Source organism: Enterococcus sp. AZ091, from assembly GCF_051714805.1.
GTDB classification, from domain to species: domain Bacteria; phylum Bacillota; class Bacilli; order Lactobacillales; family Enterococcaceae; genus Enterococcus_D; species Enterococcus_D gallinarum.
Map to the genome: position 1 here is coordinate 195,154 of NZ_JBIOSO010000002.1, position 25,880 is coordinate 221,033.

General features: G+C 39.6%; 26 protein-coding genes. 18 read left to right on the top strand and 8 right to left on the bottom strand.

All coding sequences use genetic code 11. The features are described from left to right. The first annotated feature begins 31 nt into the window (after positions 1-31). The 5 genes from IGJ28_RS13460 to IGJ28_RS13480 all read left to right on the top strand — a co-directional run bounded on the left by IGJ28_RS13460 (position 32) and on the right by IGJ28_RS13480 (position 6,174). Positions 32-2,011 (top strand): BglG family transcription antiterminator, encoded by a 1,980-nt coding sequence (locus IGJ28_RS13460; RefSeq protein WP_253937979.1) that lies wholly within the window; start codon positions 32-34, stop codon positions 2,009-2,011. After that, entirely contained in the window at positions 1,983-2,648 is a 666-nt protein-coding gene (locus IGJ28_RS13465; RefSeq protein WP_252711578.1) for an RpiB/LacA/LacB family sugar-phosphate isomerase, read from the top strand. The genes IGJ28_RS13460 and IGJ28_RS13465 overlap by 29 nt, the downstream gene beginning before the upstream one ends. 190 nt (positions 2,649-2,838) lie before the next feature. After that, the gene (locus tag IGJ28_RS13470; RefSeq protein ID WP_103300173.1) at positions 2,839-3,765 is read left to right on the top strand and encodes a LacI family DNA-binding transcriptional regulator; all 927 of its coding nucleotides are present in this window, start codon (positions 2,839-2,841) and stop codon (positions 3,763-3,765) included. A gap of 252 nt (positions 3,766-4,017) precedes the next feature. Next, positions 4,018-5,172 carry an EndoS/ChiA family endoglycosidase gene (locus tag IGJ28_RS13475; RefSeq protein ID WP_252711577.1) on the top strand — a complete coding sequence of 385 codons (1,155 nt, stop codon included), beginning with the start codon at positions 4,018-4,020 and terminating at the stop codon, positions 5,170-5,172. A 129-nt stretch (positions 5,173-5,301) separates the two neighbouring features. After that, complete coding sequence (locus tag IGJ28_RS13480) at positions 5,302-6,174, top strand: endo-beta-N-acetylglucosaminidase H (protein ID WP_050762652.1); 873 nt, start codon at positions 5,302-5,304, stop codon at positions 6,172-6,174. A 506-nt stretch (positions 6,175-6,680) separates the two neighbouring features. Here the strand turns inward: IGJ28_RS13480 and IGJ28_RS13485 are convergent. Together IGJ28_RS13485 and IGJ28_RS13490 are read right to left on the bottom strand one after the other, a co-directional pair. Further along, a complete protein-coding gene (locus tag IGJ28_RS13485) occupies positions 6,681-6,869 on the bottom strand; it encodes a hypothetical protein (RefSeq protein WP_003125527.1) in 189 nt (62 codons plus the stop codon). 183 nt (positions 6,870-7,052) lie between these two features. Beyond that, positions 7,053-7,715: a hypothetical protein gene (locus IGJ28_RS13490; protein ID WP_195957377.1), complete on the bottom strand. Its 663-nt coding sequence runs from the start codon at positions 7,713-7,715 to the stop codon at positions 7,053-7,055. 296 nt (positions 7,716-8,011) lie between these two features. Here IGJ28_RS13490 and IGJ28_RS13495 point away from each other — a divergent pair, with 296 nt between their 5' ends. Both IGJ28_RS13495 and IGJ28_RS13500 read left to right on the top strand, forming a co-directional pair. Then, entirely contained in the window at positions 8,012-8,293 is a 282-nt protein-coding gene (locus tag IGJ28_RS13495) for a metal-sensitive transcriptional regulator (protein ID WP_252711576.1), read from the top strand. A 10-nt stretch (positions 8,294-8,303) separates the two neighbouring features. Then, positions 8,304-9,662, top strand: coding sequence for an MATE family efflux transporter (locus tag IGJ28_RS13500; protein WP_252711575.1), 1,359 nt, complete (start codon positions 8,304-8,306; stop codon positions 9,660-9,662). 15 nt (positions 9,663-9,677) lie between these two features. On the opposite strand, the gene IGJ28_RS13505 is transcribed toward IGJ28_RS13500, so the two are convergent. The 3 genes from IGJ28_RS13505 to IGJ28_RS13515 are packed head-to-tail and all read right to left on the bottom strand — an operon-like array spanning position 9,678 to position 12,231. Further along, positions 9,678-10,454: an ABC transporter permease gene (locus IGJ28_RS13505; RefSeq protein ID WP_252711574.1), complete on the bottom strand. Its 777-nt coding sequence runs from the start codon at positions 10,452-10,454 to the stop codon at positions 9,678-9,680. 2 nt (positions 10,455-10,456) lie between these two features. Then, positions 10,457-11,260, bottom strand: coding sequence for an ABC transporter permease (locus IGJ28_RS13510; RefSeq protein ID WP_252711573.1), 804 nt, complete (start codon positions 11,258-11,260; stop codon positions 10,457-10,459). Next, positions 11,257-12,231, bottom strand: a complete 975-nt coding sequence (locus IGJ28_RS13515) for an ABC transporter ATP-binding protein (RefSeq protein ID WP_438845450.1) — start codon at positions 12,229-12,231, stop codon at positions 11,257-11,259. The genes IGJ28_RS13510 and IGJ28_RS13515 overlap by 4 nt, the downstream gene beginning before the upstream one ends. A 367-nt stretch (positions 12,232-12,598) precedes the next feature. Here IGJ28_RS13515 and IGJ28_RS13520 point away from each other — a divergent pair, with 367 nt between their 5' ends. The 4 genes from IGJ28_RS13520 (at position 12,599) to IGJ28_RS13535 (ending at position 16,591) form a co-directional block, all read left to right on the top strand. Beyond that, positions 12,599-14,005, top strand: a complete 1,407-nt coding sequence (locus IGJ28_RS13520) for a hypothetical protein (protein WP_138371183.1) — start codon at positions 12,599-12,601, stop codon at positions 14,003-14,005. Between the two features lie 286 nt (positions 14,006-14,291). After that, positions 14,292-15,599: a DUF3440 domain-containing protein gene (locus IGJ28_RS13525; RefSeq protein ID WP_138371182.1), complete on the top strand. Its 1,308-nt coding sequence runs from the start codon at positions 14,292-14,294 to the stop codon at positions 15,597-15,599. A gap of 30 nt (positions 15,600-15,629) precedes the next feature. Continuing rightward, positions 15,630-16,049 carry a hypothetical protein gene (locus IGJ28_RS13530; protein ID WP_438845451.1) on the top strand — a complete coding sequence of 140 codons (420 nt, stop codon included), beginning with the start codon at positions 15,630-15,632 and terminating at the stop codon, positions 16,047-16,049. Continuing rightward, entirely contained in the window at positions 16,049-16,591 is a 543-nt protein-coding gene (locus IGJ28_RS13535) for an IbrB-like domain-containing protein (protein WP_005470480.1), read from the top strand. Before IGJ28_RS13530 ends, IGJ28_RS13535 begins: the two co-directional genes overlap by 1 nt. 135 nt (positions 16,592-16,726) lie before the next feature. Here the strand turns inward: IGJ28_RS13535 and IGJ28_RS13540 are convergent, their stop codons facing one another. After that, positions 16,727-17,296, bottom strand: coding sequence for a recombinase family protein (locus IGJ28_RS13540; protein ID WP_155853128.1), 570 nt, complete (start codon positions 17,294-17,296; stop codon positions 16,727-16,729). Between the two features lie 769 nt (positions 17,297-18,065). On the opposite strand from IGJ28_RS13540, the gene IGJ28_RS13545 reads away from it, so the two are divergent. From IGJ28_RS13545 to IGJ28_RS13570, 6 genes are all read left to right on the top strand, one after another. Continuing rightward, positions 18,066-20,900: a BspA family leucine-rich repeat surface protein gene (locus IGJ28_RS13545; RefSeq protein ID WP_252711571.1), complete on the top strand. Its 2,835-nt coding sequence runs from the start codon at positions 18,066-18,068 to the stop codon at positions 20,898-20,900. Between the two features lie 62 nt (positions 20,901-20,962). Next, the gene (locus tag IGJ28_RS13550; RefSeq protein WP_103300190.1) at positions 20,963-21,472 is read left to right on the top strand and encodes a hypothetical protein; all 510 of its coding nucleotides are present in this window, start codon (positions 20,963-20,965) and stop codon (positions 21,470-21,472) included. Positions 21,473-21,499: 27 nt separating this feature from the next. Next, positions 21,500-22,054: a hypothetical protein gene (locus IGJ28_RS13555; RefSeq protein ID WP_103300191.1), complete on the top strand. Its 555-nt coding sequence runs from the start codon at positions 21,500-21,502 to the stop codon at positions 22,052-22,054. Positions 22,055-22,097: 43 nt separating this feature from the next. Continuing rightward, positions 22,098-22,448, top strand: a complete 351-nt coding sequence (locus IGJ28_RS13560) for an LPXTG cell wall anchor domain-containing protein (RefSeq protein WP_081131982.1) — start codon at positions 22,098-22,100, stop codon at positions 22,446-22,448. Positions 22,449-22,635: 187 nt separating this feature from the next. After that, positions 22,636-23,187, top strand: a complete 552-nt coding sequence (locus IGJ28_RS13565) for a hypothetical protein (RefSeq protein WP_081131981.1) — start codon at positions 22,636-22,638, stop codon at positions 23,185-23,187. Between the two features lie 200 nt (positions 23,188-23,387). Next, positions 23,388-24,173 carry a MerR family transcriptional regulator gene (locus IGJ28_RS13570; protein ID WP_081131980.1) on the top strand — a complete coding sequence of 262 codons (786 nt, stop codon included), beginning with the start codon at positions 23,388-23,390 and terminating at the stop codon, positions 24,171-24,173. A 333-nt stretch (positions 24,174-24,506) separates the two neighbouring features. On the opposite strand, the gene IGJ28_RS13575 is transcribed toward IGJ28_RS13570, so the two are convergent. Together IGJ28_RS13575 and IGJ28_RS13580 are read right to left on the bottom strand one after the other, a co-directional pair. Beyond that, positions 24,507-24,773, bottom strand: a complete 267-nt coding sequence (locus IGJ28_RS13575; protein ID WP_252711570.1) for a substrate-binding domain-containing protein — start codon at positions 24,771-24,773, stop codon at positions 24,507-24,509. Between the two features lie 170 nt (positions 24,774-24,943). After that, positions 24,944-25,231: a helix-turn-helix domain-containing protein gene (locus tag IGJ28_RS13580; RefSeq protein ID WP_252711569.1), complete on the bottom strand. Its 288-nt coding sequence runs from the start codon at positions 25,229-25,231 to the stop codon at positions 24,944-24,946. Positions 25,232-25,343: 112 nt separating this feature from the next. Between IGJ28_RS13580 and IGJ28_RS13585 the strand changes: the two genes are divergently transcribed. Continuing rightward, a complete protein-coding gene (locus IGJ28_RS13585) occupies positions 25,344-25,874 on the top strand; it encodes a DUF4865 family protein (protein ID WP_081131978.1) in 531 nt (176 codons plus the stop codon). Positions 25,875-25,880: the final 6 nt, after the last annotated feature.

The window sequence follows — 25,880 nt, forward strand, 5'->3', positions numbered from 1 at the left end:
AAAGGCAGAATCTGATAGGAGGGCTTTGGATTTGATAAAAGACAAATTAGTAAAGAGAGAGATCTTACGTTTTCTTCAGAAAAATCCGGAGACCTCTATCAAAAAAATAGCTGAATATGTTGGCAAATCTGAAAAATCGATTCGGAGGAAAATCGCCCAAATCGATGATTTGTTGGTAGAAAATAAACTTGGACGAATTGATACGAAGCCTGGTAGAGGGATCTTATTTGTTCTCTATCCAAATAAACAAAACCAGTTATTAAAACATTTTAGTGATTTTTCTATACCTGAAGGAATTTCCCAAAATGATGAATGGACATTAATTTGTTTGCTGTTGGAAAGGGCGAGTAATCACTTTATCACTCAAGTAGAATTAGCTGAAAAATTATATGTCAGTATACCTACTTTCAGAAAACTAATGAGTCATGTGAAAGAATGGTTTGCTGATCATCATATTATGATTCAAACGATTCCCGGAAAAGGACTTACTTTGGTAGGTGATGAATATTCAAAACGGGTAGCGATTCGAGATGCGATCCTTCTGCAAGAAGATGAAAAACAAACTGTTGTTTTGCAACGATTTGCCAGAGGAATATCTGTTGAAGAAATCTCTGAGATTATTCGAAAAGCAGAAAGTGATTGGAAAATCAAATTTTCTAATACCTCATTTATCAAAATACGAATCATGCTGATTTTGAGCGTTGGAAGATTTTCTTATGCCTCTGATATGCCAACGATTGATGATTTTGAAAGAGAATACACCAATGAATATAGTTTTGTTGAAACCCTTTATCGTGGATTAGAAAAAAGAGGATTCGGAACATTCAATGAGGTAGATAAAAGAATACTTACTGCGGAAATTCTTGTATCAAATAAATTGCGCTGGAAGGATTCGGCAGCACTCACTAATTTAAAAAATCAGTATGATAACGATTTGCTTGAATTTGTTCATACAATCATTTCATCTATTTCAGAAATTTTGCAACAGCCATTGACGGAAGACAAAATTTTGGAAGAAGAACTGACAAACCATCTTCGTTCTGCTATTTTTCGAATGAAATACGGGCACAAAAATTCATCTGAATTGACCCGAGACTTGAAAAAACTCTATGGTCGCGTCTTTTTGAGTGTTTGGTCAACAAGTCAATTATTTGAGGACTACTATAATGTACAGTTAACCGAAGATGAGATTGCTTACATCGTTTTGTATATCGAAGCCGCTATATTGAGAAATCAAAGTCAAGTTGATGCTTATTTAGTAACGGATCGAGGCCGTTCCCAAAGTTTGTTTGCCACTGAATATATTAAAAAAAATATTCCAGAAATCAAAGAGATTTATATTATACGAGAAGAAGAAATTGACTCTACCAGAAAAGATGTCCTTTATTTAACGATGGTTCCAGTAGATTCGGTCACTGCAGTTCCGATTTCTTATCTTCCTTCAAACAAAGATCTTGTGAATATTCGAACGGCTCTTTCTCGTTGGGGAATTGTACCTGGATCAATCTCTATTTTTTCCGATGCATCCAAGCCGTTGCTGGATCCAAGATTGATCTTCGTAAATCAAACATATACAAACAAAGAAGAAGTCGTGACATTTTTATCCAATCAACTAGAAAGTTTAGGGTTTGTATCGCCAAATTTCTATCTGACGGTTTGGAAAAGGGAACAAAAGACAACTACCTGTATCGGTCATCATACAGCGATTCCACATGGAAGTATGACAGAAGTATTTGAACCTAAAGTAGCAATAATGGTTTTGAAAGAACCAATTCTTTGGTACGAGGATGAAATGGTGGACACGGTCTTTTTACTGGCCACTAGAATGCAGACCCCGATTGAAATTAGACAGAACAAACATTTTTATCGGGAATTAACCGATTTCACAGAAAACGACTCACTAATGGCCGCTTTTAAAACGAAAAAAAACGCTTTGGCAGCTTTCAATTATCTTTTTTTAAAAATAAATGAGGTGGAAAAGAATGAAAATCGCACTTTTGAACGAATTTAGTCAGGCAGCAAAGAATCCAATTATCCTAAATGAATTGACAACAATCGGCAACAAATATGGTCATGAGGTTTATAATGTTGGCATGAGTGAACCTTTATTATCAGAAGATCTGCCAGAAGCTTACAGCAAAGACAATCCACGTTTGACTTATATTCATTTAGGTATTCAAGCGGCACTGCTGCTTCATTCAGGAGCGATTGATTTTATTGTGACTGGCTGCGGCACTGGACAAGGCGCATTAATGTCTCTAAATGCCTATCCCGGTGTGATATGCGGGTATTGTATCGAACCAACCGACGCATATCTTTTTTTGCAAATCAATAATGGTAATGCCCTGTCTTTGCCTTATGCTAAAGGATTCGGCTGGGGCGCAGAGCTAAACCTGGAAACAATCTTCGACCGTGCTTTTGGTTCTAACAAAGGAAATGGGTATCCTAAAGAACGGAAAGCATCACAAAATCGCAATGCAGAAATATTGAATGAAGTAAAACAGGTGATGGCAAAACCACTACTGTCAGGTTTGAAAGCACTGGATCCAGCTTTGGTTCGCACCGCGTTAACCCCACGTTTTTTGGAATGTTTTGACGCTGGCTGCCAAAATCCTTCAATAAAAGCCTTTATAGAAAAAATGAGATAGGAATGAAGAAGAGTAATCAACAACCCGAAGTAGGGAGAACTACTTCGGGTTGTTTGTCTATCACTTATGGTAGAGAAATCTTCCTTTTCATCCCCACATTCTGTCTTTATATTCCTTTTATGGTAGACTACAACTAGACAGAGGAAGATAAAGCAGCAGTGAAAATACATAGCATAAGGAGCAACTGTTTATGGCAACGATTCGAGATATTGCAAGAATGACTGGTTATTCCATCACTACGGTTTCCCGGGTTATCAACGGCCATCCGTATGTGGAAGAACAAAAGCGTCAAACCATTTTAGCCATGATGAAAGAACTGAACTATAAGCCGAATAAGATCGCTCAGAAACTAAGCTCAGGAAAAACATTCAATGTGGGAGTCATCGTACCATTTGTCAACCATCCCTTCTTCGATAGAATACTAAATGGCATTATGGAAGAAGCATTTGCGCAACAATATAAGGTGACGCTTTTACCAACTAATTTCGATAAAGCCTTGGAGAAGGACTATTTAGAAGAGTTCGCTGCCAAAGGGTTCGATGGATTGATTGTCATCACTCGTGCCAACCATATTGAAACATTTCGCCCCTATCTTGAAAATGGCCCTATCGTTTTTTGCGAAGATGCCAGCGGAACGGATGTCCCATTTGTAACGATCGATCAAGTTGGCTCAGTGACAGCCAGCATCCTTTATCTTAAAGAACAAGGCGTTAAACGGTTAGGCTTGACTCTTGGCCGCAGCAAACGACTCAGCTGTAATTCGATCAATACGATCGCTAAAGCAAAGGAGCTCTTTCCCGGGTTTTCAGAAGAGGACATTTTTTGGGATTGTATCAAAGCAGAAGATGGCGAGGCTGCGGCTGTTTTTTTCAAAGACCGGGGCGTTGACGGGATCATTACCAATGGAGATGAAATCGCAGCGACAATATTGTCTCAATATGGGGAAAGAAAAGCACCTCTGATTATCGGTCAAGAAAACTTACTGATCAGTCGATTACTGAACTTTTCAACCGTTGAATTCCATTTGCACCTCTGTGGACAAGAAGCGTTCCGTCTATTCCAGGAACGGAGTAGGGAACAAATCGTTTTACCGTTTGAATTGCTTGTTCGCAGTTAAGCAATGCTCTAAAAATGTGTTATCAAAATTACCATTCTTTTTTAGGAGACTGCCGTTTTGCAAGAAAAGGATAAGAAAGCCCTCATGAGAATAGAGGGCTTCTTTTGTTGCTATTTTTTAGTGCATTCTTTTTTTACTTTAAAGAAAAATCTTTAATTTGTTATGAAATACCTATAATTTGTTCCTAGATATTTCATTAAGTAAGCGCTAACATAAAGTGTATCAAATTTTATTCTGAAAGGATGGATGTTGATGAAAAAAGTCGTTTTGGGATTGTTTGCCGCTAGTTCGTTGTTGCTTTGTGGGTTTTTGTTTGGGGTTGAGGGATCTGCCACGACTATTGAGAAATCGGAAAAAACATTTATGGTCTATTACCGCACATGGAGAGATCAAAGTATTCCATCTGAACAAAATAATCAGATCCGAATGACAGATATTCCTTATGGTATTGATGTGGTCAATGTGTTCCACGCAAATGTGAGTGATGCAGATAGTAAAGTCTTTTTTGATGAAGTCGCCAATGTTTATGCACCAGAATTACACAAGCGAGGAACAAAGCTTGTACGAGGATTAGATTATCGCGAACTATTGAAAGTTCCTACAACGCAGAGCCAACCAACAGCAAAAGAATTTAACGATTATGCAAAGCAGCTTTTAGATAAATATATGACACCAGGAATTGATGGCCTTGATTTTGATATGGAAAGTACTTATACTACCAGTCAACTGAAAATCGCCCATGGGGTGATCGAGGCCCTCTCACACTATATTGGACCGAAGTCAGACACAGATACACTGCTGATTTATGATACTGTAGATATCTTTTCCCTAGAGCCATTTACTCCTGTTTCATCAGCGTTCAGTTTTTTGGGTGCACAGCAATATGGATCGAATGCCACGCGGGCGGAGTCTTCATGGAACAACACGTTCTCAAAGACAGGTATCGAACGGTCTCAGTATTTAGTCGGTCTCTCGTTTCCTGAAGAACGTACCAATCAAACATGGGGAGATACCCGTGAACCTTATGAGTCCAGCAATCTCTATAGTGTCGCAAATTATGTCCGTACAACTGAAACTGGAGGCATGTTTCTTTATGCGATTGACCGCGATGGTATCCAAGGAAGAAACGATCAGTTGTTGAAGACGGACTTTCTCTGGACAAAAACGGCGATTTTGGAATCAAAAGGCTACTCTTTGGCGGAGTCGCAAGCTTTTGCTAAACATTATCTTGCTAGAAAGAACGACCAGTTTTCCGATCGCCAAGTTCAAGAATTAAGTCAACAAATCGAACGTGCCACTTCTCATTATGAAGTGAATCGAGTGTTTTTGGCTGCTAAGTATGAAGAAGCGGTCAGCCCTGAATATGACCCATTGAAAGAAGCTGCGCTTATGGCAGCAGAACAATAGACTCTATGCAAAAAAACTCTTCGTAAATGATGTGTAAATATCTGATTATTATAGGAGGCGTTGACAGTGAACAATAAGAATCAACTAGCAGTGAAACCATCTCGAAGATTCACAGTTGCTTTTGTGGTGATGGTTCTTTTAAGTCTCTTTTCTTTGGCCGCACCGGTTTTAGAAGCTCAGGCTGCCGATCAAGTCACACCGAAAACAGTGATGTATGTTGAAGTCAATGACAACGAATTTAGAAACATTGGGAAATATACGCTAGCCGGAACGGACAAACCTGCAATCGACATCGGGATCATTTTTGCTGCGAATATCAATTATGATCCAGCGACAAAGCAAGCCTATCTTCATTTAAATGAGCAAGTACAAAAAACACTAGCCGAAAAGGAAACCCAGATTAAACCGTTACAAGCACGAGGCACAAAAGTTCTCTTATCGATATTAGGAAATCACCAAGGAGCTGGTTTTGCAAATTTCACAGATTATGCCAGTGCTGATGCGTTTGCTGCGGAGCTAGAACAAGTGGTGAAAACGTATGGTTTAGACGGAATCGATTTTGATGATGAGTATGCAGAATACGGGAAAAATGGGACACCTCAACCAAATGATCAGTCATTCATTTGGCTTATTCAAGCATTGAGAAATCGTCTTGGGACAGATAAGCTGATCACACTATATAATATTGGTCCCGCTGCCGAGAATTCAATGTATAATGAAAATGTTTCAAAGACGATCGATTATAGCTGGAATCCATATTATGGCTCTTGGCAGGTTCCTTACTTTGTTGGAATGGGGGCCGACCGTTTAGGACCAGCGGCTGTAGAAGTAGGAAGAAACCAAGCGCAAAGCATTCAATATGCTAAACGGACGAAGGCTGAAAATTACGGGATTTTCCTAATGTATAATCTTCGCAGCACCAACTCTGCCGATTATCTTTCAGGAATCACACAGGAATTGTATGGAAAGAAGACTGTATATACAGAGACTATTCCAAACTAGAAGGATTCAAATCAAAATGAGAAATGTGTCATAGATAACGACTGTGGGGGACGCTTCAACAAGAAGTGCCTTCGCAGTTTTTTTATTCGAGGATAGGATTATCAGCAGATCTCCGTAGCTGGAAATTTATCAACAAAAGTAGAAGAAATGTTTTTTTATTGGGAGATTTGAGGGAAATAGAATAGTAAATCTTTGTTTTGCTCAGCAATAAGACCACTTGAAATTCGTAGAAGAATGGCTTACCATTGTTCTGTAGTTCCGAAAAACAAACAAGGAAGAAGTACCAGGCAAGAGCACTTGGGGAAGATTCTCTTGGGGGAAGCCTGATACATCTCCTGTTTTTTTATTTTAACATTATTTGCAAATAATGTAGAGAGATATTGAATAAATAAAATAAAAATACTTTATACATTTTGGTGTTTCAACGAAGCAACACTAATTGGGCTGCCTTTTTTCTGTCTTGGGGATCCTGTACCTAAAATTAGTTTCCTCAGTCTCTGAAAGTTTTATCCCACCAATGATGCAGTTTTGATTGAAAAGTTGCAAAGTTTCGCAACTCCTGTTTCAGAAGTACCTTGAATCAACACTGTAGCTGTATTTTCGTAAACATGAATAACGCTAACATCTTGTAAACCACTAAAGCCAATAACCTTTGCCTGATAGTCTTGACCAGGAAACACTTGATATTTTTCCATGTTTGCTCTCCTTTTTTATTTTAATTTATTCTTATTTCAAAAGAATAATAAGTAAAAAGCATAAAAAAGTAAAGGAAAACGATTTAAAGGAGACAACTAAGATTTTGCTGTTCATTTTGTTCTTTTAAAAATGTATTGAAGGGGATACTCAAAGCCAATGTAGTTTTCTTAGGAGAACTTAAGTTATTTAATTATCAAGTAAATTAAGTAGGCATTTGGCAAGGTTTTCAAGTTATCTGGTGCTAGATTATTTGCCATATCATCATAGATTTTTAATCCATCATTTCCTTCTGCTAAATAAAGCAGTGGGACTTTTTTATTTTTCTCGAGTTTCACTTTGCCATTTTTGATAGTAGTCACAGCACCAAATTGTCTGTCTTCCTGTGTAAGGGGAAAGTCATAGTCGGAAAGATCGGTGACTGTTTGTGACATGGCGCCATTGGAGAATAACTTCACCAATAAATGATTCTGCCCTTCCGCAATACCAAAGTTTAAATAGCCACTGATGGAAACATCTTGTTCATAAGTCAAAGAAGCAACTGATTCATGAGCACTTAATTCACCTTTGCGATAGTGATCAAAATAGACTGTTAATGAGGTTGCCGTGGTGTTGAATTTTAGTTGCGAACCATATGCCAGTAACAAACTCGTCAAATCTGGTTCATTTTCTAGTTGAACAAGCTGACCATCAGGGACACCAGCTATTTTGCTACCCTGAAAAGGCCAGTAATTGAAGTGATTCAAGAACAGACCCAACACTACAACAATAAGGGTAGGGAGGAGGATGAAAACAAGACGTTTTGGCTTGCACGATTTATGGGTTGTTGGCTTTTCAGATAGCTGCATGTTGATTCGCTCCTTTTAAGTTGATCTTTCTTCTTTGATTTTCTCACAGTATAGTGTTTAAAACAATATTCAAAGTGTAAAATTACTATATAATATGACAGTACTTGTAAAAGTTGCACTAAGTGAGTTTGCTGCTGTCTGTTTCTCTCATTCATGACCAGAGTTGTAGCACCTCCGAGGAAAGATAGTTGAAATGACTTTAGCAATAGAAGAATTAAACATAACTTTTTGACTTGGAAATAATTTATGTGTATTGTAGGGGTGGGGGGTACCCCTATACTAAAGGAGGGATCGCTATGTCACATGCCAAAGAACATCAAACAGATGAATTACTTAAACGCCTGAATAAAATCGAAGGGCAAGTCTCTGGGATTAAAAAGATGGTCGTCGCTAATAAAGATTATGGGGATATCATGATCCAGTTGAACTCAGCTCGTTCGGCCATTCAAAAAATCAGCCAAATCCTCTTGGAGGCCCAAGCGGATCATGCGTTAATGCATGTTAGTACAGGGTCAGATTTGGACGAAGAAATGAAGGCCTTGAAACGGGTGATCACCCAATACAACAAGTTGAATTGAGTGACGGGATATGACTAAATTAAATGCTGATTTGCCAAAAGACATGCAAATCCAGAAGCGAATCATTCATTTGGCATTGCCAGCAACTGTGGAGAATGTCTTGGAAACGACAGTTGGCTTTATTGATTCATTGATGGTTTCTAAAATCGGATTATTTGCCGTTGCAGGTGTTGGTTTGGCTAATGCAATATTGAATGTATATATAGCTATTTTCATTGCTTTAGGAATTGGGACATCTTCATTGATTTCACGAAGTATCGGCGCAAATAACCTAGAAAAAGCAAAGCAGATCGCTAAGCAATCGTTGTTGTTGGCAATCATCTCTGGTCTTTTTCTTGGAATTGTAAGTTTAGTAGCTGGACCTCAGCTTTTAACGATCATGGGAGCGACAAAAGAAACCCTTGATTCTTCCCTGCAATTTTTTAGTATTGTAGGGGGCGGAGCTATTGTTATTGCAACGATGTCTACTTTAGGAAGTATGCTACGAGCAATCGGAGATACCAAAACACCAATGAAAATCGGTATTATTACGAACGTATTGAATGTCGTAGTGGATTATGTCTTGATTTTTGGTGTAGGGCCAATTCCAGCTTTAGGTGTGATGGGAACAGCGTTAGGAACATTAATTGCCAGATCGTTAGGTACGATATTACTTTATCGAAAAGTACAGCATTCTGTTATTGCTTTTCCATTGTTTACTCGATTGAATAAAAGTAGTTTCAATGAACTGTTGCGAATTTCTTTTCCAGCAGCGTTGGAGCGGTTAGTGATGCGTTTGGGACAGGTATTGTACTTTGGTCTGATCGTGGCGATTGGTGCCAAAACCTATTCAGCACACACCATTGCTGGCAGTATTGAAAGCTTTGTGTATATGCCTGCCTATGGGTTGGCGACGGCTGCTGCTACACTGACGGGAATGAGTATAGGAAAGAAAGATTATGATGAGACAAAACGAATTGCTTTTTTATCTGTAAAATATGGTGTGATTATTCTTAGTCTCTTAGGGATTGGACTATTTATTGGGTCTCCGATTGTAGCTGCTTTGTTCACGAAAGATCCCGAAGCACTTCGTCAAATCGTGGTGGCTTTGAGGATCGATGCGTTCAATCAACCAGGATTAGCGATCAGTCTCATTCTAGCTGGCGTGCTGCAAGGAATGGGAGACACCAAGACACCGTTGTATAGTACAGCGTTTGGGATGTGGGTAATACGAATAGTAGGTGTGATAGTGTTAGGCAATAGCTTGAATTTAGGGATCGCTGGTGTTTGGCTGGCAATTGGGATCGACTTGTACACTCGCTCGACTTTTTTATCCTATCGTTTTAAAAGAAATATCCGCAGACTTACGAAAAAAGGAAGCCCCGACTGAGGACTTCCTTTTTCATTACGAACCGGTAGAAACATACTTGCTCAGACCAAAGCGCCAAAACAAGAGGGCGGGAATACCAAATGGCAAGCATAGTAATGGAGCGAACGCCCATAGTGGCTGCTCCAGCCGACCAATGATAAATAAAAAGGGATAGTATTGAAACCAAGCCATTGGAATGACATAGGTCAAGATCCGCAAGACTTGTTTGCCGTAGATGCTAAATGGATAACGGCCAAATTCGCGGGCGCCGTCCGTGAAAATGTTCATGAATTCCAATCCCTGAAGGGTGAAAAAAGAAATGGCGGCATAAATCAAAAAGAGAAAAAAGAATAAGACGGCACCACAGAGAATCATCAAAGCCAGAGTCAGCACTTTGATTGGCTGCCAATCAATGCCGCTTGTTGGCAGTACATAGCAAAACAAGAGCAATGCTTGCAGGAGCCGACCAATGCGAGTGAATTCCATTTTAGCAGCCAGTACTTGAAAGACTAGCGGTCGGGGCCGGACCAATGCGCGATCAAATTCACCATTGGCGATCATTTGCGGAAATAGGTCGAACCCGCGAGCAAAACATTCCGCTAATGAAAAAGAAAAAAGGATTGTCGCAAAGCACAGCAGCACTTCCTCAAATGAGAAGCCATCCACTTGATGGAACCGGGAAAACATAAACAAAATTCCTAGAAAAGCGGTAAAGGAACCAAGGAATTGGCCTAATGCCGTCAAGAAGAACGAAACCTTATATTGCATTTGACTTTTCAAATGGATACTAAAATATTTCCAGTAAAGAGACATCTTCAACCCCCCTGTACGATCACTCGTTTTAACGCACGAGCCATCCAAAACTTGCCACCAGCTACCAATACCACCAACCAAAAAAGCTGCATTCCCAGCCTCAGCCATAACGCATTTCCAACCAAATCCCCGCTATAAATCCGCAAAGGCACATTTTGCATCGCGGCAAAAGGCAACAATTCAGCGATTTGTCGAAAAGGCTGTGGGAAAAATGGCAACGGAATAATGGCGCCAGCGAGAAATTCACCGATTGCCCCCATCACAACTCGCACCCCGAGAGAAGAAAGGGTATAGAATGTCGAAATATAAATCAACATGGACACAGCCACTACGACGCCTAGACTTAAAACCAGCGACAGCATAAATAGCAGTATGCTCATCAGATTTTCTGGTAAGACCAAACGATAGGGCACTGGCAACAAAAAGGCGATAGCAAAAATCGGCAGGCTGCGCAGCAACGCTTTTGCACAGCGATTCGCTGCCGATTGGCAAAACCAGCGGTCATAGAGATCCATTGGACGAGCCAACTCGTAAGCGATCGTTCCTGATGTTATGGCATCAAAAATCTCATTTTCAAAAAACCATAACATGAACAATGCTAAGAAAGCTTGCTGCATCCAGACATAAGAGACGGTTTGCTGAAAGGTCATTGGAAAAGCAGCTGGATCGGTCTGATAAAAGGCGCGAAAAGCGAAAATCTCCAACATGCCCCAAACGAATTGTGTCACCATTCCAGCGAATGCTGCCGATCGATATTGCAGACTATTTGTAAAACGAATGCGAAAAAGTGCCTGATACTTGTTCATATATGGTACTCCTTATACAACTTAGCAACCATTTCTTCTGCTGTGATACTGGAAACAGACAGATCAGTGATCTCCACTTGCTGGCTAAGCTGTGTGATAGCTTGCGGCACGGTCAGCTGATTTGGATCAATTGTTAGTTCCAATCGCCCGATTTCTGCTTGGGTCACAGTGGCGCCTGCTGGAAGTGTCGGTGCGATTCCTAGATAATCGATCTGCAATGTTTTGGCGTCAGAGAAGCGTTGCTTCAACTCTGGCAATTGACCATCTAATAAAATTTGCCCTTTACCAATCAGTAAAATGCGTTCTGTCAATGCTTCAATGTCCTGCATGTCATGGGTCGTTAGGATGACAGTCGTTCCCTTTTCCTGATTACGCTTTTTGATGAATTGGCGCACTGCGATCTTAGACACCGCATCAAGGCCAATCGTCGGTTCATCTAGAAACAAAATCTTGGGATCATGGAGCAACGAAGCGGCAATCTCGCAGCGCATACGTTGCCCTAGACTCAAGGAACGGGCGGGTGTTTTCAACGTTTCGCTTAGATCGAGCAAAGCGACTAGCTCTTCCAGGTTTTGCCGATAGACTTGCGGATCGACCCGATAAATATCACGAATCAGCTCGAAACTGTCGATGACTGGGACATCCCACCAGAGCTGGCTGCGTTGACCAAAGACAACGCCAATGTCTTGGACATGATCGATCCGTTCTTTCCATGGAACGCGCCCGTTGATCAAGCATGTTCCGTCATCAGGTGTCAAAACACCGCACATGATTTTGATGGTGGTACTTTTCCCGGCACCATTCGGGCCAATGTATCCGACCATTTCTCCTTCTTGAATCGTAAAGCTGATATCTTGTAAAGCGGGGATCGTTGAAACCTCTCGATGAAAGAGCGCCTTGGTAGCATTACGAAAACCACTTTGGCGTTTCGCGACTTTGAAGCTTTTGTTGAGGTGTTGCACTTGGATCATTTGGATTCACTCACTTTCTTTTTTGGCAAAAAACGCGACAAAAAGAGCATCCGAAAACACGAATACTCGCAACGAGTTGGTCCAAACGAACATGGTTGGGGCAGCGGTTCGTCAGCCAAACAAAAGTAACGCTAGTGTAGCATAGCGAATGACTGAATTCAATGGAAGAAAAGATGTAAGTGATAAAAACGACATTCTAAACGAGCGATAAAGGAATAACGCCTTCGACTCTTAGCTTCTTTTTTTTATGGAAAGCCGTGCGGTCTTTATATAGAAAAGGTATAATAAATGAGAAACGATCACTTGTACATGTCAATAGATCGTACCACAGATGAGTGATTGGTAGAGAGAAATAAGGAGGTTCCTGATGGTTCAACGAATCAAGAAATGGCTCGTGACGTTTGCACAAACGACCCCATTTCTTTTAAGTAATACGGTAATCGTGATTCCGTATTTGTTATTCCTAGGATTGAATGATGGCAAGAGTTGGTTAACGATTCTGCCGTTTACTTTATTTTATACATTACGGATGACAGGAATTTTTCTCATCCGCAGTATACGTTTGGGATTAGACAGTTATACACTGCTGATTGGTGCTTTGCTGATGGGTGGTGTTGGAGCCTTTGCTGGAGTTCTAGGTGTTTATTATTTTCCATTTTTCTATTTATCCGGTAGTCTGCTAGGGCTGAGTGCCTCTTGGCTAGTTCCAACGAATCGCACGGTCAATCTTCATGAAAAGAACTTGGGATTTATCAATATGACTCGTAAAAAAGTGCCTTTTGCATTGTTCTTACTGATTTTGTTGTTAGTGGTGATGGAATGGTCAGGCACAACGAAGCTGATAGCCGCATTTGGCTTGTATACGATGTTTTACGTCATGGCTTACCATACAGTTACCCACTATCCTAGATATAGCATCGACTTTAAGCAAATGAATTCAAAAGTGATCGCCTTTAAAGAATTGCTTCTTTTTCTAATCTTTTTCTTGTTACTCTTTTTGCTGCGGAATGCACGTTTATTGGCAAATATCCAATTGCTTGATTGGGCGATTTATGGTTTCTTTTTCCTCTTCTTAGGTGCCGTATTTTATCTGGGACGAGCGAAGAAGCATTGGAAGCTGCCCTCATGGCTCAACGTGCTAACTTTTTTAAATGGCATGTTAGGGAATTTTGTTTTCTTATTTGGAGCGCTTTATCTAGGAAGTCTACATGGGACAGAGGCGTTGACTCGCTATTTGTATTTGCCTTATCTTGGAGGAATGATTTTGTCCATGATCTTAGGCAAACGTATTCTGCAAGGTATTTCTCCAAATACAGTTCCAGTTCTGCTTGGTGGTTTGGCTCTTTCATTGTTTGTGCTTCTTTTTCCACAAAGTTTTGTTCTTGGTTTGTTTTTATTAAGCTTTTGGCAATCTTTGACCAGCAGCTGGTTGAATCAACGGTATGCGCAGGAACCTTCTTTGCCTGTTGATCAGCGAATGATCGCCAAATTTACCACTCAAAATAAGGGGAGTGTCACGCATCAATTCGTCATGATGGCTTTTCTACTGATTATGACAACTCTCTTTGATCGCCCGCTGAATATCTTGTTACAGCTATCGGGAAACGATCCATTGTCATCTCCAGATTTACACGTATTAAATGATGCCAAATGGTTGAATTGCGGTATCTTAATGGTTGCTGTCATCGTTGTGTACATCTTGTGGAAAAAAAACCACTCAACTGGAGAAAGTGACGAAACAATAAAAACGAACGATGATTTTCCATTGGAGTAAGGAAAGTCCCACTAGACTAGCAACTAGTCCAGTGGGATTTTTACGTTTTGATAACCATTGGATTTTCCCAATCCGCTTAATTGATGATCCAGCTTAAGCAATGTCAGGGTTAGACAGACAAATTTTTTTCCTAATCGAAAGAAAGAGTGGAAATATTTGGATGTTTATTTCGTTAAGAAGGATTCTGCAATTAAGAGGTAGGCTTGTAAGCAACCCCAATTCACTTTATAATGAAAGTGAATACATGCACAAATTCAATCAAAAATAAGTAAAAGAAGCGGGGGTTATGAAGAAATATTGCGATATCAATGTGTTGGCAGCTGCTGAGGAACGTCTGACGTATATATTCAATACCTTTTCTCATGTTTATTTCTCTTTTAGCGGTGGGAAAGACAGCGGAGCAATGGTCCAATTAGCTGACCAAATTGCCCAAAAAAGTGGAAAAAAATTTGACTTGTTGATTTTAGACATCGAAGCCAATTATCGCTCAACTCGGAACTTTATGGAATTGATCAAACAGCTGAAAAGCGTTCAACAGGTCTATCATTTCTGCTTGCCATTTTATGAAGATAACACGACTAGTATTTTTCAACCTCAGTGGAAAATGTGGGATGAAGCCGAACGAGATAAGTGGGTCCAAGAAATGCCCAGGGATGCGATTTCGCTGGCAGATCTCGATGAATCAATGATGGAACTGTACCAAAGTGCAAATTTAAATCCAGATAAATTCCTGAGAAATTTTGCCTTTTGGTATGCGAACTATCACAAAGGGGAGCCGGTTGCTTGTGGCATCGGCATTCGAACACAAGAAAGCTTGCATCGCTACCGGGCCATTTTAAATCGAAACTTCAATTATCAAGGTCATTGCTGGATCAAACATCAAACCAATCAAGGAACGATCGTCAACTTTTATCCATTATATGACTGGAAGACAGAGGATGTCTGGGGAGCGTATGCCCATTTTGATTGGGAGATGAATGCTTTTTATGACAAGCTTTATACGCAGGGGGTCTCTATCACGCAAATGCGGATTTGTCAGCCATATGGCCTGCAACAACGAAAAGGACTTTCTCAATATGCGTTAGTCGAACCGGATACTTGGGAGAAAGTCGTCAACCGCGTCTCGGGCGCAAATTTTGGCCGCTTGTATGCACGGACTTCCTTGTTGGCTCATTACAATACTCAAAAACCTGCCCACATGACTTGGCAGGAGTACGCTGTCTTTTTGCTGGAATCGATTGGGCTATATTCCAAAAATCTGCAAGACCATTACTACCGTAAAATATCGATTCTGATCGCTCACTATCGGGACAAGTACGGTGTTCATGTAGAGGCGATTCCCGATGAAACCAAACGCAAAGAATGGTTGAAGAATGAAGTACTTTGGCATGACTGGAAGGGGATCGCGAAAGCATTGGAAAAAAATGATTTTTCTTTGAGTACCAGACAATACGCATTGACCAAGAAAGACGAGTCTGAACTCTATGCGTTAGCTGTGGAATTTGGTGCGGCATTAGGCATCGAGCACCTGCCAAAATACCAATTGAAGAAGTTAGGAAAGACCTATGAACAATTGACCAAGAATCAGCCGTAATCAGTTATTTGCTGAAAGGATGTGGAGTAGTTGAAAGAACAACTGATCGTCTTTTTTCCACCATATAAGAAAGGACATTTCTATCAATTGATGGGGCTTTTCTTTGCTGAGCGAATCTACCAAAAGCAATTTCCCTATCTCGTTAATTCTGGGGATTGCCATTGGTATGTGATCGTGGATTCGCTGAATCAGGTGATGGGCTTCTCTTACTATGAAAAAAAAACAGCTCGCATCGAGATTGGCGAATTCTATGAAAAAGAGCCTGCTTCAGGCAGAAAAACTCTTTTGTTAAGAAAAATGCTGCATGACATCCGAAAAAAACATCCGGATCAAGAAATCACAGTCACAACGAATCACCCTAACGAAGTGGCGTTGTTCCAGACAAAAGGGTTCACCGTTTTTCGCCAAACGAAGAACTATTATTTTCTCAAAAGGGAGTGTTCTGTTTAATGGAAAAAATTGCTTTTCCTGTGCTAGCTGTAAAAATGGTTCCATTGATTCAAATTCACGCCAATCACTACAATCCCAATAAAGTAGCGGAACCCGAGTTGGAACTTTTGGAGTTGTCGATTCGGGAAGACGGCTTCACACAACCATTAGTCTGTTATTTTGACAACGAAAAAGAAGGGTACTTACTGATTGACGGCTTTCACCGCTATCAAGTGGCCAAAGAACGGTTGAACCTAAAAGAAGTGCCAGTGACTGTTATTGATAAGCCATTGGAACACCGTATGGCTTCCACAGTTAGACATAATCGAGCTCGAGGCACTCATGGTATCGAGAAGATGAGCAAAATCGTTCAACAATTAGTAGCAAGCGGATGGACAGATGATCGGATTGCCAAAGAATTGGGAATGGAGGCAGAAGAAGTCTTTCGTTTCAAACAAAGCTCTGGCTTAAAAAGTGCCTTTTCGAATCATCAATTTAGCCGATCATGGACTGATTTCGAAAAAAAATATTATCAGAAACAAGAAGAACCAGAGAATATTTGATTAAACACTAGAAAATTTGCTGTGTTAAAATTAGAAAAACGACCATTGGATTACTCGTGATGAGCTTGCTTTCATCGTAAAACAATGGTCGTTTTTTGATGTGGTTTGCTGGGTTAGCGAAGGAAAGCCAAGTGATCAGCTTTGCAATGCTGATTGTTTTAAATAACGATAAAACGTTGCTTTCTTGACACCGGTCTTTTGACAAACTTCTGCTACTGAATAGCCCTGCTCTTGATACAAAAGGAGAGCTTTTTGGATTAACTGAGGATCTACCTTGGGTCTACCACCAATGTTTCCTCTTGCCCGTGCAGAAATCAGCCCTTCTTTGGTACGTTCGACAATAATATCACGTTCAAACTGACTAAATGCTTGGAAAACGGTCATCATCAATTTCCCCTGCGGTGTCTGAGTATCAAAATTTTCTTTGATACTGATTACTTTCACACCTTTTTGTTCAAAAAAATATACCAAATCAATTAAGTCTTTGGTACTGCGGCCAAGACGGGAAAAGCTTTCGATGATGATTTGATCCTGTTGCTTCACGCGCTTTTTTAATTTGATCAACTCTGGCCGATTGGCCTGCGTACCACTAATCTTTTCTGTATAAATTTTATGGCAGTTATATTTCTCAAGTAAATCCAATTGACGTGAAAGATCTTGCTGTCTTGTAGAGACTCGCGCATAACCATAAACCATTCCTGACATCTATATTCCTCCAGTTGAAAATTTTTCTTAGTGAAAGAATACCTTTTTTTGTACATGAAGTATATAACGTAAAATAACGAATTATTTTGTCTGACTAAATGAAAATTCGTTTTCAAACATCCTATTTTTCCCCACTCAGTTTTTTTCTTTGAAGATAGCAGATAAACCAAAACAATAATTGCTGAATTTGTTTGTCTAGAAGAGAGCAGGGCGTTGAGTAAGGACAAGAAAAAAATGGCGGTCGTTAAGTTTTTTTGCTATTTACGGAAATAAAACATTCTAAAAAAACAATCCCTGTCACATTGCTGTTTTTAAATATATCGGTTCGTTTGTTATGTAATCCCCTGAGGAAGAAAATGTTTTCTGCTGAAGAAGGGGAACATCACGTCAATTTTTTCACTAGGTAAAGAAAATATTGGTGGGTTTTATTTTTTTTGAGGTGTTATGATTAATCTCGAGAAATTTGAATTTCTCAATCTTTTGTCTCAAAAGCCTTCGTTTTTAATAAGCAAATAAAAAAACGAACAAATGACTTTGTATAAAGACAAAAATCCTTTGTCTCTAGACAGCGCAGATGAAGTGTGTCCCCCATAAGTAAGCGTCTCAAAAACGAAGATTTTTGATTTTAAAAGGTGGAAGGAGGAATGTGTCTAAAAAATAGACAATAACAAACGGTCGAATGTTAAACGAGTTTAAAAACGCAGTTATTGCTTATGTAGAGTAGGAAACGCATGGTTAAATTCGCTAGTTTATACAAAAGGAGGGAATGATGGAAAAAGTAAAAAAAATGGATCAACTGATTAAATTTCTAGTTGTCTTCTCCATTCTTTTATCGCATATTCCCATAGATATGGTTTATGCAGAGGAGATCTCTCAATCCAATAATACCGTCGAATCAAATATGCAAGAATCAGAACAAGTAATGAATCATCCCCTAGAGCGAAATAATCCCTTAGTCCAGTTAATTGCTAATCCGCCAGAAGGAGGAAATCCTCAACAATTTGTGAGTCCAACACCTACGGGATCGATCCCAGGTATAATGGCAAGACCCAATGTTAATTGGCGGTTTGTCAAGTGGGAGATTAGTAGCAGCATTGGGGTTTCTGTCAATGATGTTTATGCAGAATCTTCCTTGATCACGGTACAAGGAGCTGGTGAAGCAGTCATTCAAGCAATATATGAACGGATTCCTGGAGGAATAGTGACAGTTAGGCATGTCGATGAATCTGGAAATGAGATTGCGAATACCGTGCTTCTGAATGGCTATCAAGGAGAATCTTATATCGCAGAAGCCAAGAATATATCGGGCTGGGAACTAATGACAACTCCTCAAAATGCGGCTGGTACGTTTACTGGAGTTGACCAGACCGTCGTTTTTACTTATAAGCGAATTCCAGCCGGAGAAGTTCTTGTGAAATATGTTGATGAATCTGGAAATGACGTTGCGGAGAGTGCGACATTGACTGGTTATTACGGAGACACTTATACCGCAGAAGCTAAAACAATCGAAGGCTGGGAATTAATTACGGTACCCGATAATGTATCAGGAACGTTCTCGGATACGGGACAGACAGTTGTGTTCGTTTATCAGCGTCAGCTTTCTCTCTGGGGAACTGTTCCATGGGACTACGATGAAGTTTCAAAAACAATTACGCTTTATGGAGGGGTTGCTGGGCTTGTGGATGCAGCACCTTGGAAACTTCCATCAATGGCTACTGAATTTATTGTTGTTAAAGAAACGGTTGTCCTACCAGCAAATTCAGGACAATTATTTATGGGGGCATCAAATTTAAGGGCAATCGAAGGTGCGAATAAATTTGATACGTCTTCAGTTACTCATATGAACTGGATGTTTGGGAATGCAAGCTCCTTGGAAAGTCTTGACTTGAATCAATGGGATACATCCTCGGTAATTGAAATGACAGCCATGTTTAATGGCACGAGTTCACTTAAAGAATTGGCCATAGAAAATTTTGATACGTCCAAGGTAACCAATATGTCAAGGATGTTTGCGGGGACAACTTCTTTAGAAGAGCTTTCAATAGGCAATTGGAATACTCAACTGGCTACGACAATGAGTATGATGTTTGCAAGAAGCGAGATCATCCATTTGGATCTGAATAATTGGAATACTAGAAGCTTGGAAGATATAAGTTGGATGTTTCAAAATGCTAGTATAAGGACAGTAAGTGTAAAAGATTGGAATACTACTAAAGTTCAGAATATGACTGGTACTTTTCAAAACGCGGTTGCTATTACTGAATTGGATTTAAGCGATTGGACAACAGATGCGATTCCTGTAACTATGACAAACTTGTTCGGAGGTATGTCAGGATTAAAGTCTCTTACCTTAGGAGAAAGATCCGTCTTTAGTCAATCAACTAGTTTACCAAATATCCCAGTCAATAATGAATATACCGGTCGTTGGATTCTGTATGATTCCATTGATAGTTCTCAGCCCATTGCATTTTCTTCATCTGCTGAATTTATGAACAATTATAATGGCAGCCATCCCGGAACTTACATCTGGGAACCGAATACCCTGAAAGAACTTTCTGCAGGGCTACATCCTGTCAGTGATCAATCTGACTCAATTACCGGCTATATGACCGAATCAGTGGATGTACTTTCGATTACTTATCAGAATACAGATGGAAGCACAGTGGTTATCGAGAAAGACTCGCCTCGAATCGAATGGGGGGACTATCAAGACCCTCAGCAACAGATCCGTTCTTTTAAAATCATTCTAGCTGAAAACGAACGTTTGGAAACAACTACAAAAGTAATACTTTTTCTCTCGAAACCTTCGGTTAACACATTGGAAGATATAACAATTGATCGAGAGGTTATCAAAGGTATCGAGTATCGAGCCAACAATATCACATTGGATCGTTTGGCTATTAATGATTTAGCATCAAATGCTGAATTACATCAGATGATTTTACGAGAAAGCCGGGCGTCAGCTAAGAACCTCTTGACTGAAGCGGATCTCTCTTCGGAAATTCGAGTGATCGATCTCACCCTCGATACCACTATAGATGGGACCTACTATGCACGATTGGAAGTAGGAAACAAGGCGTATCAATTTTGGATTGGCATTGATGTGTCTTCTAAACTGGGACACTTAAAGGTTACGATTCCTACCAAAATGATTTTTGAATCACTCTATGATGATGCCGAAAGTAATCGCAGTTTTGAAAGCGCGGACTATGAGATTCAGAATCAATCAAGGATCCCGGTCGATACGTATGTCACACAACTTGCTATCACTGATGATGCAGGAATTACATTATTGGCTGAGGGCGAGAGTCCACTTGATTATGTAACACCAATACATCAGGATCAAGCCTCAGAATCGGGGATTCCGATTCCGCTCTTACGACTGAGCATCAAGACGGAAGAAGCCGAGGTCCAGCTTTCTGAAAGAATGGCAGAACAACATTTTGTCCGTCTATCTCAAAGAAGCCATGTTCCTGTTAAATTGTCAGGTCATTACTATGGTCCTTACCCGCGTTGGATCACAGATGACCAGATGCAGCAAGGCGGGTATTATGAAGAGTCGCTTGCTCCGAAATATCAGATTATTCTGCGTTTCGTTCCATGAGAATCTTTCGAACATTTAACGACAGCTGCTGAAGACAAGACATAGATAAGGAGGTGGGACCTATGGAGCAAACCCATGAAAGGGCACACAAAAAGCGAGGATTATTGTGGCTATTATTGTTCGCTTTAATCATCTGTGGACTGGGAGCATATTTCTATTTTCAGAAAGATCCAGTACCAATTATCAGTGCCGATCTGCTGCCAGAAGCCGGCGATGCCACGGATCAACGTCTCTCAGAACGTGCGCAGGAAATTGCGGATGCCAATTACTTTACGTTGCAGATCAACCCAGAAGCCGTCTTTGAAGATGGAAACAGTTCTGGCTCAATCGAGATTGTAAATCCTGGGACCAACGTTTATCCAATTGCGGTCGACATAACCTTATCAAATGGAGAACTTGTCTATTCATCAGGAGCAATTTATCCCAATCAGTTTGTGGAAAACGTCAATTTGATCACACCATTAGCTAAGGGAGAATACCAAGCAAAAGCAACAATCAATATCTACGACCCTGAAACGAAAGAAAAACAAGGAGTCACTGAAGCTGAATTAACGATTATCGTTAAGAACTAAAATCAAACAAAAAGTGAGGAATATAAAATGAAAAAAGCAACAGCTTTACTAAGTACAGCAACAATCGTTGGGATTTTAGCAAGTAGTATACCGGCATTTGCGGAGCAAGTAGTCGATGGACGTACAGGAGCCAATTCTGGAGACATCACTGTGAACGGAATCATCGGAGAATTTGACAATACGGTACCCGGTCCGGATCCTCACGATCCCAATCGTTGGATCAATGTTACTATTCCTACAACTGCATTATTTTGGACAACCGAAGATTCAAATCATACGGAAATCATTTCCCCAACTTATACAGTCACCAATAATTCTGCAGTTGGTGTAAAGACGTATGTGTCGACCGTAAATGACGTGTATGATATGGACGTAGTCGATCGATTAGAAATCAATGGGATTGAACTATTTGAAAATGGTGTGTCATCTGTTTCAGAGACAGAGCTATTCACTTTAGACGGGAAAGACGGAGTAGTCACTTTTGATACATTCTCATTTGCTGGTACCGCCAGCCCAACCGATGCTTCATCTGAATTAAATCCAAGCTTTACTTTAGTTTTGCGTTTCGCTGCAGACGTATAATGGCTGTTCGAATCGTTCTCTTGTTACAGAAGGGAGCAATCCAATGAAACGATTATGGAAGAGTTTCTATCTGCTGCCTATGATTATCTTGCTGGGAAGTTTTGTTTCGAAGACGGTTTTAGCGGCGGAAGCACAGAATTCCTGGACCAATGTCCAGAAACAACCCTCTTATCAATTAACTGTTCGTGGACGCATCGGAGAAGAGAACTACCCGATTGATGATCCGGAAGATGAACCCGATCCAGATAATGGGCGGAAAATCATTGTGGGAGATGGTTCGAAACTAGGAAAGCTTCCTAAAACAGGAAGTGTTGGAGAGCCATTCATCTTTCTCGGATTAGCGTTACTCGTGTTGTGGGGAATACTAGTGAGGAAGAATGCACTGGAACAATGATCATTCATTTGTTCGATACGTCTGTCTCATTAATAATACATCTGAAAAACTATCTGAAGACTCAAAAAAGAGCCTTCGGATAGTTTTTTGCTGTTTTAATTTGCTTATATAGTAATTAACTATCATTTTAAAGCGATTTCATTTATACTGTTTTTAATAGATCATTCAGTGATAGGGGGAAGAAAAGATGTCAAAGTTCCTAGTAGGGATACTGTCTTTGTTAAGTGTCACCATCGTTGGGAGTTGTCATACAACTCGCGAAACAAGTTCAAATGCTGAGATTGATGAATCAAGAACACTTGCAGAGTTTGAGGCAGTTCCAGAAGTTGAAAGAAAGACTGTCAACAAGTATACCATTCACCAAAAAGCCGGTGAGCGTGTCTTTGTTTTCTCCACCAATTTAAAGACCAAAGATTCGACTCAATCTTTAAGTACCCCATTTTTTAGTACGAGCGATAGCCAAAAATTAGAGCTATCTTTTGCTGAGAAAGACCGCCAATTTGAAGCCGCTCTATCTGTCACAGGAAGTGAGGACATCCAATCTACCAACTCTTTTTCGATTGAACAAAACTATAGTGAGTTCATTCCTTACGAATCAATTCGCGACGGAAAGCTGGGAGTGATTGTACTTACTGACGACCCTATGATCATTTCAGAGCTCAAAAAAGACCCTGCTGTTGTTGCGAAATTTTTAGCTAGTGAGGCTGAATTTTATGAACAGTCGCTCGTATCTGAATAAGTTCGTTGAGTAGATGATTTTTTAACGACTGAATGATTTTAGGAGGACTGGAACGAAGCTATTTCTTTTGACTTAAGATTATGGGATAATCAGACTGCCCAAAGCTTCTGGGGAAGTTAGGTGTTTGTTTTGAATCCTATCAGATGCATCTTATAAGGGTTTAAAACTTATTCTAAATCGTTTAGGTGGAAGGTACCAAGATGAAAATAAAAGAAATCAGTGAAAATTATGATATCACGCCCCATACACTTAGGTATTATGAAAAAATCGGCTTACTGTCACCAAAGTATTCTGAGAATGGCTATCGTGATTATTCCTATGAAGAAATTCAACGGTTGAACACGATAAGAGATTTGCGTTTTTTTGATGTATCTTTAGAGGAAATAAAGACGTATTTAGATACCAAGAACAAAGCTTTAACCAAAGAAATCTTAAATTTTGAGCGTGAACAATTGGATGAGCGGATCAAGGAATTGAAGCAAAAACAAGCGTTGTTGCAAGAGAGAATCGATTTACTCGAGTATTCGGAAACCAAGCAAAACCATGAAATCGAAAGGCTCTACCACAAAGATCGCTATATTGTTTTGAGCCAGGAAAAAAATACATTAGGAAGAGATTTGTATTTTGAGCTCAAGCGATTGCATAAACAGTTTGAAAAAGAATTACATGCCAACAATCAAAATGTTTTCGGCACCGTCTTAACCCCCCATGGTGAGACGTTTAAACATCAAGTTTTTTATTGTTTAACCAGTGATCTTTCTGATCAGAAAGCATTTGTTCTGCCAGCTGGTAATTATGCCTCTATTTACTATACAGGGACCTATAAGAATCGTGGAGCAGCGCTTCGTCAATTAAACGATTATTTAAAGCAACACCAACTTGCAACGATTGGTGACTACTATGAATTTTATTTGATCGACTTTCATGAGACAAATCAACCAACAGAATATGTCAGTAAAATCGAGATTCTCCTTGATCAACCGTAGATAGGTTGATCAAGGAGAATCTCGTATGCTGTTTCTTGTTAAAGAAGAAGGTAAGGCTATGACGATTTTGTCGATGGTTTTCCCAGAAACTGATGATTAACAAGACATCGAAGCCGTGTCAGACTTCGATTTTATCGGGAGAGCAACGAAGGTTAACAGCAAAAGAGTTTTCTTTTTTCAGTTCAGGTGTTCAGAATGACGATAACGGGAAACTTCCCTAATAAAGCAGCAAAGACATAAAAAGTGATTTAGATGCATAATTTTGAGTAGTAGATGGTTCGTTGATTCTAGATTGATTCATTCATTAAGCTGAAAAGTGATAGTCAGAAGTTATCAGATATGCTTATAACAATAATAATTGATTGCGAATAGATTATTATCTATAGGTAGAAAGCCTTCTTTTTCTAAATAAGTTGGCAGCAAAGCCATTGCTTGGCCTTTTGAAACGAGGTCTAAAATAGTTTCTAATGAATCTATTTCAATCAATCGCTCCGTTTCTTTTACTATTTCTAATGTTAGTTGTCTTAAAGGACAATCCAAGTCACTATTGATCAATAGTGGTACATTTGTCTTATTTCGGTCACCGCATAAAAAATTCACAAGTAATTGCTTGGTTTCTGTTAAAGTATACTCTGTCCTATTTATTTCTTGAAATGTTATGACGAAATCATAAGGCTCGCGGCAAATTTCTGAAAGAATCATTTCGGTCCGTTTGCACCTTATTTTTATCGATTCAATTGAGATTTCTTGGCATTCATTGACTAAATATTTTAGTAGCAATTCTGATGTGAGTAATTTTGGCTGCTGTTCAAAAAAATTTTTTTAACGTTCTCAAATTTTGACAAAGTAGTAAGCGAGAAAAGATAAAATTCTTCCCCATTGGCAGTCGGAGTTACGCCATTATGGTTCCGTATGAATAAATGCGTATTACATTCATCTTCTATTGTTTGAAGACGTGCAGTGATATTCGATTGAGCATAGCCCAATCTTTTAGCAGCTTTGTTAAGCGTTCCTTCTTCATAAATCGCTTTAAAAATCATCAAATCATTAAAATTCATCAGACTAACCTCTTACTTATCATTTTTTGTGATAAGCATATCATGATTCTATATTATGCGCGATGGGGGATGTCAAGTATACTTTTTTTGATAACGAAAGGAGAGAGCGAATATGCAAGCGATGCAATATAAAATAGTTTTTCCTGCTGATTACGACATGGAAAAGATAAGAAAAAGAGTAAAGGATAATGGGCACAAGACAGATGGCTTTAAAGATTTGCTGTTTAAGGCTTACCTGATTACTGAGAAAAGTAGCGGTGATTTAGAAAATAGTTATTGCCCTTTGTATGTTTGGAAAGCAACAGACGGTATGACACAATTTATTTTTGGCGGATTTTTTGACAATATTATTGCTTCTTTCGGCTGGAAAAACATTGAGATAGGTGTTACCTCAGAAATCCGCTTAGACCGTTCCTTCTCAGAAAGTAAGTATGTAATCGAAGAATGTCATGATATTCACGAGCAGCCTTCATTAAAAGAAGTTGGACTAAAATCGAATGATTATGACAATTCATTGGGTAAACTTACCATTTATAATCCGGATAAATGGAAGTATGTCACTTTCTCATTTTTTGAGGAGAAGCCAGTGCTCAAACCAAACTTAAAGCGTTATTCTATTTTACATTTATCATTAGAAGAGTAAAGAGGA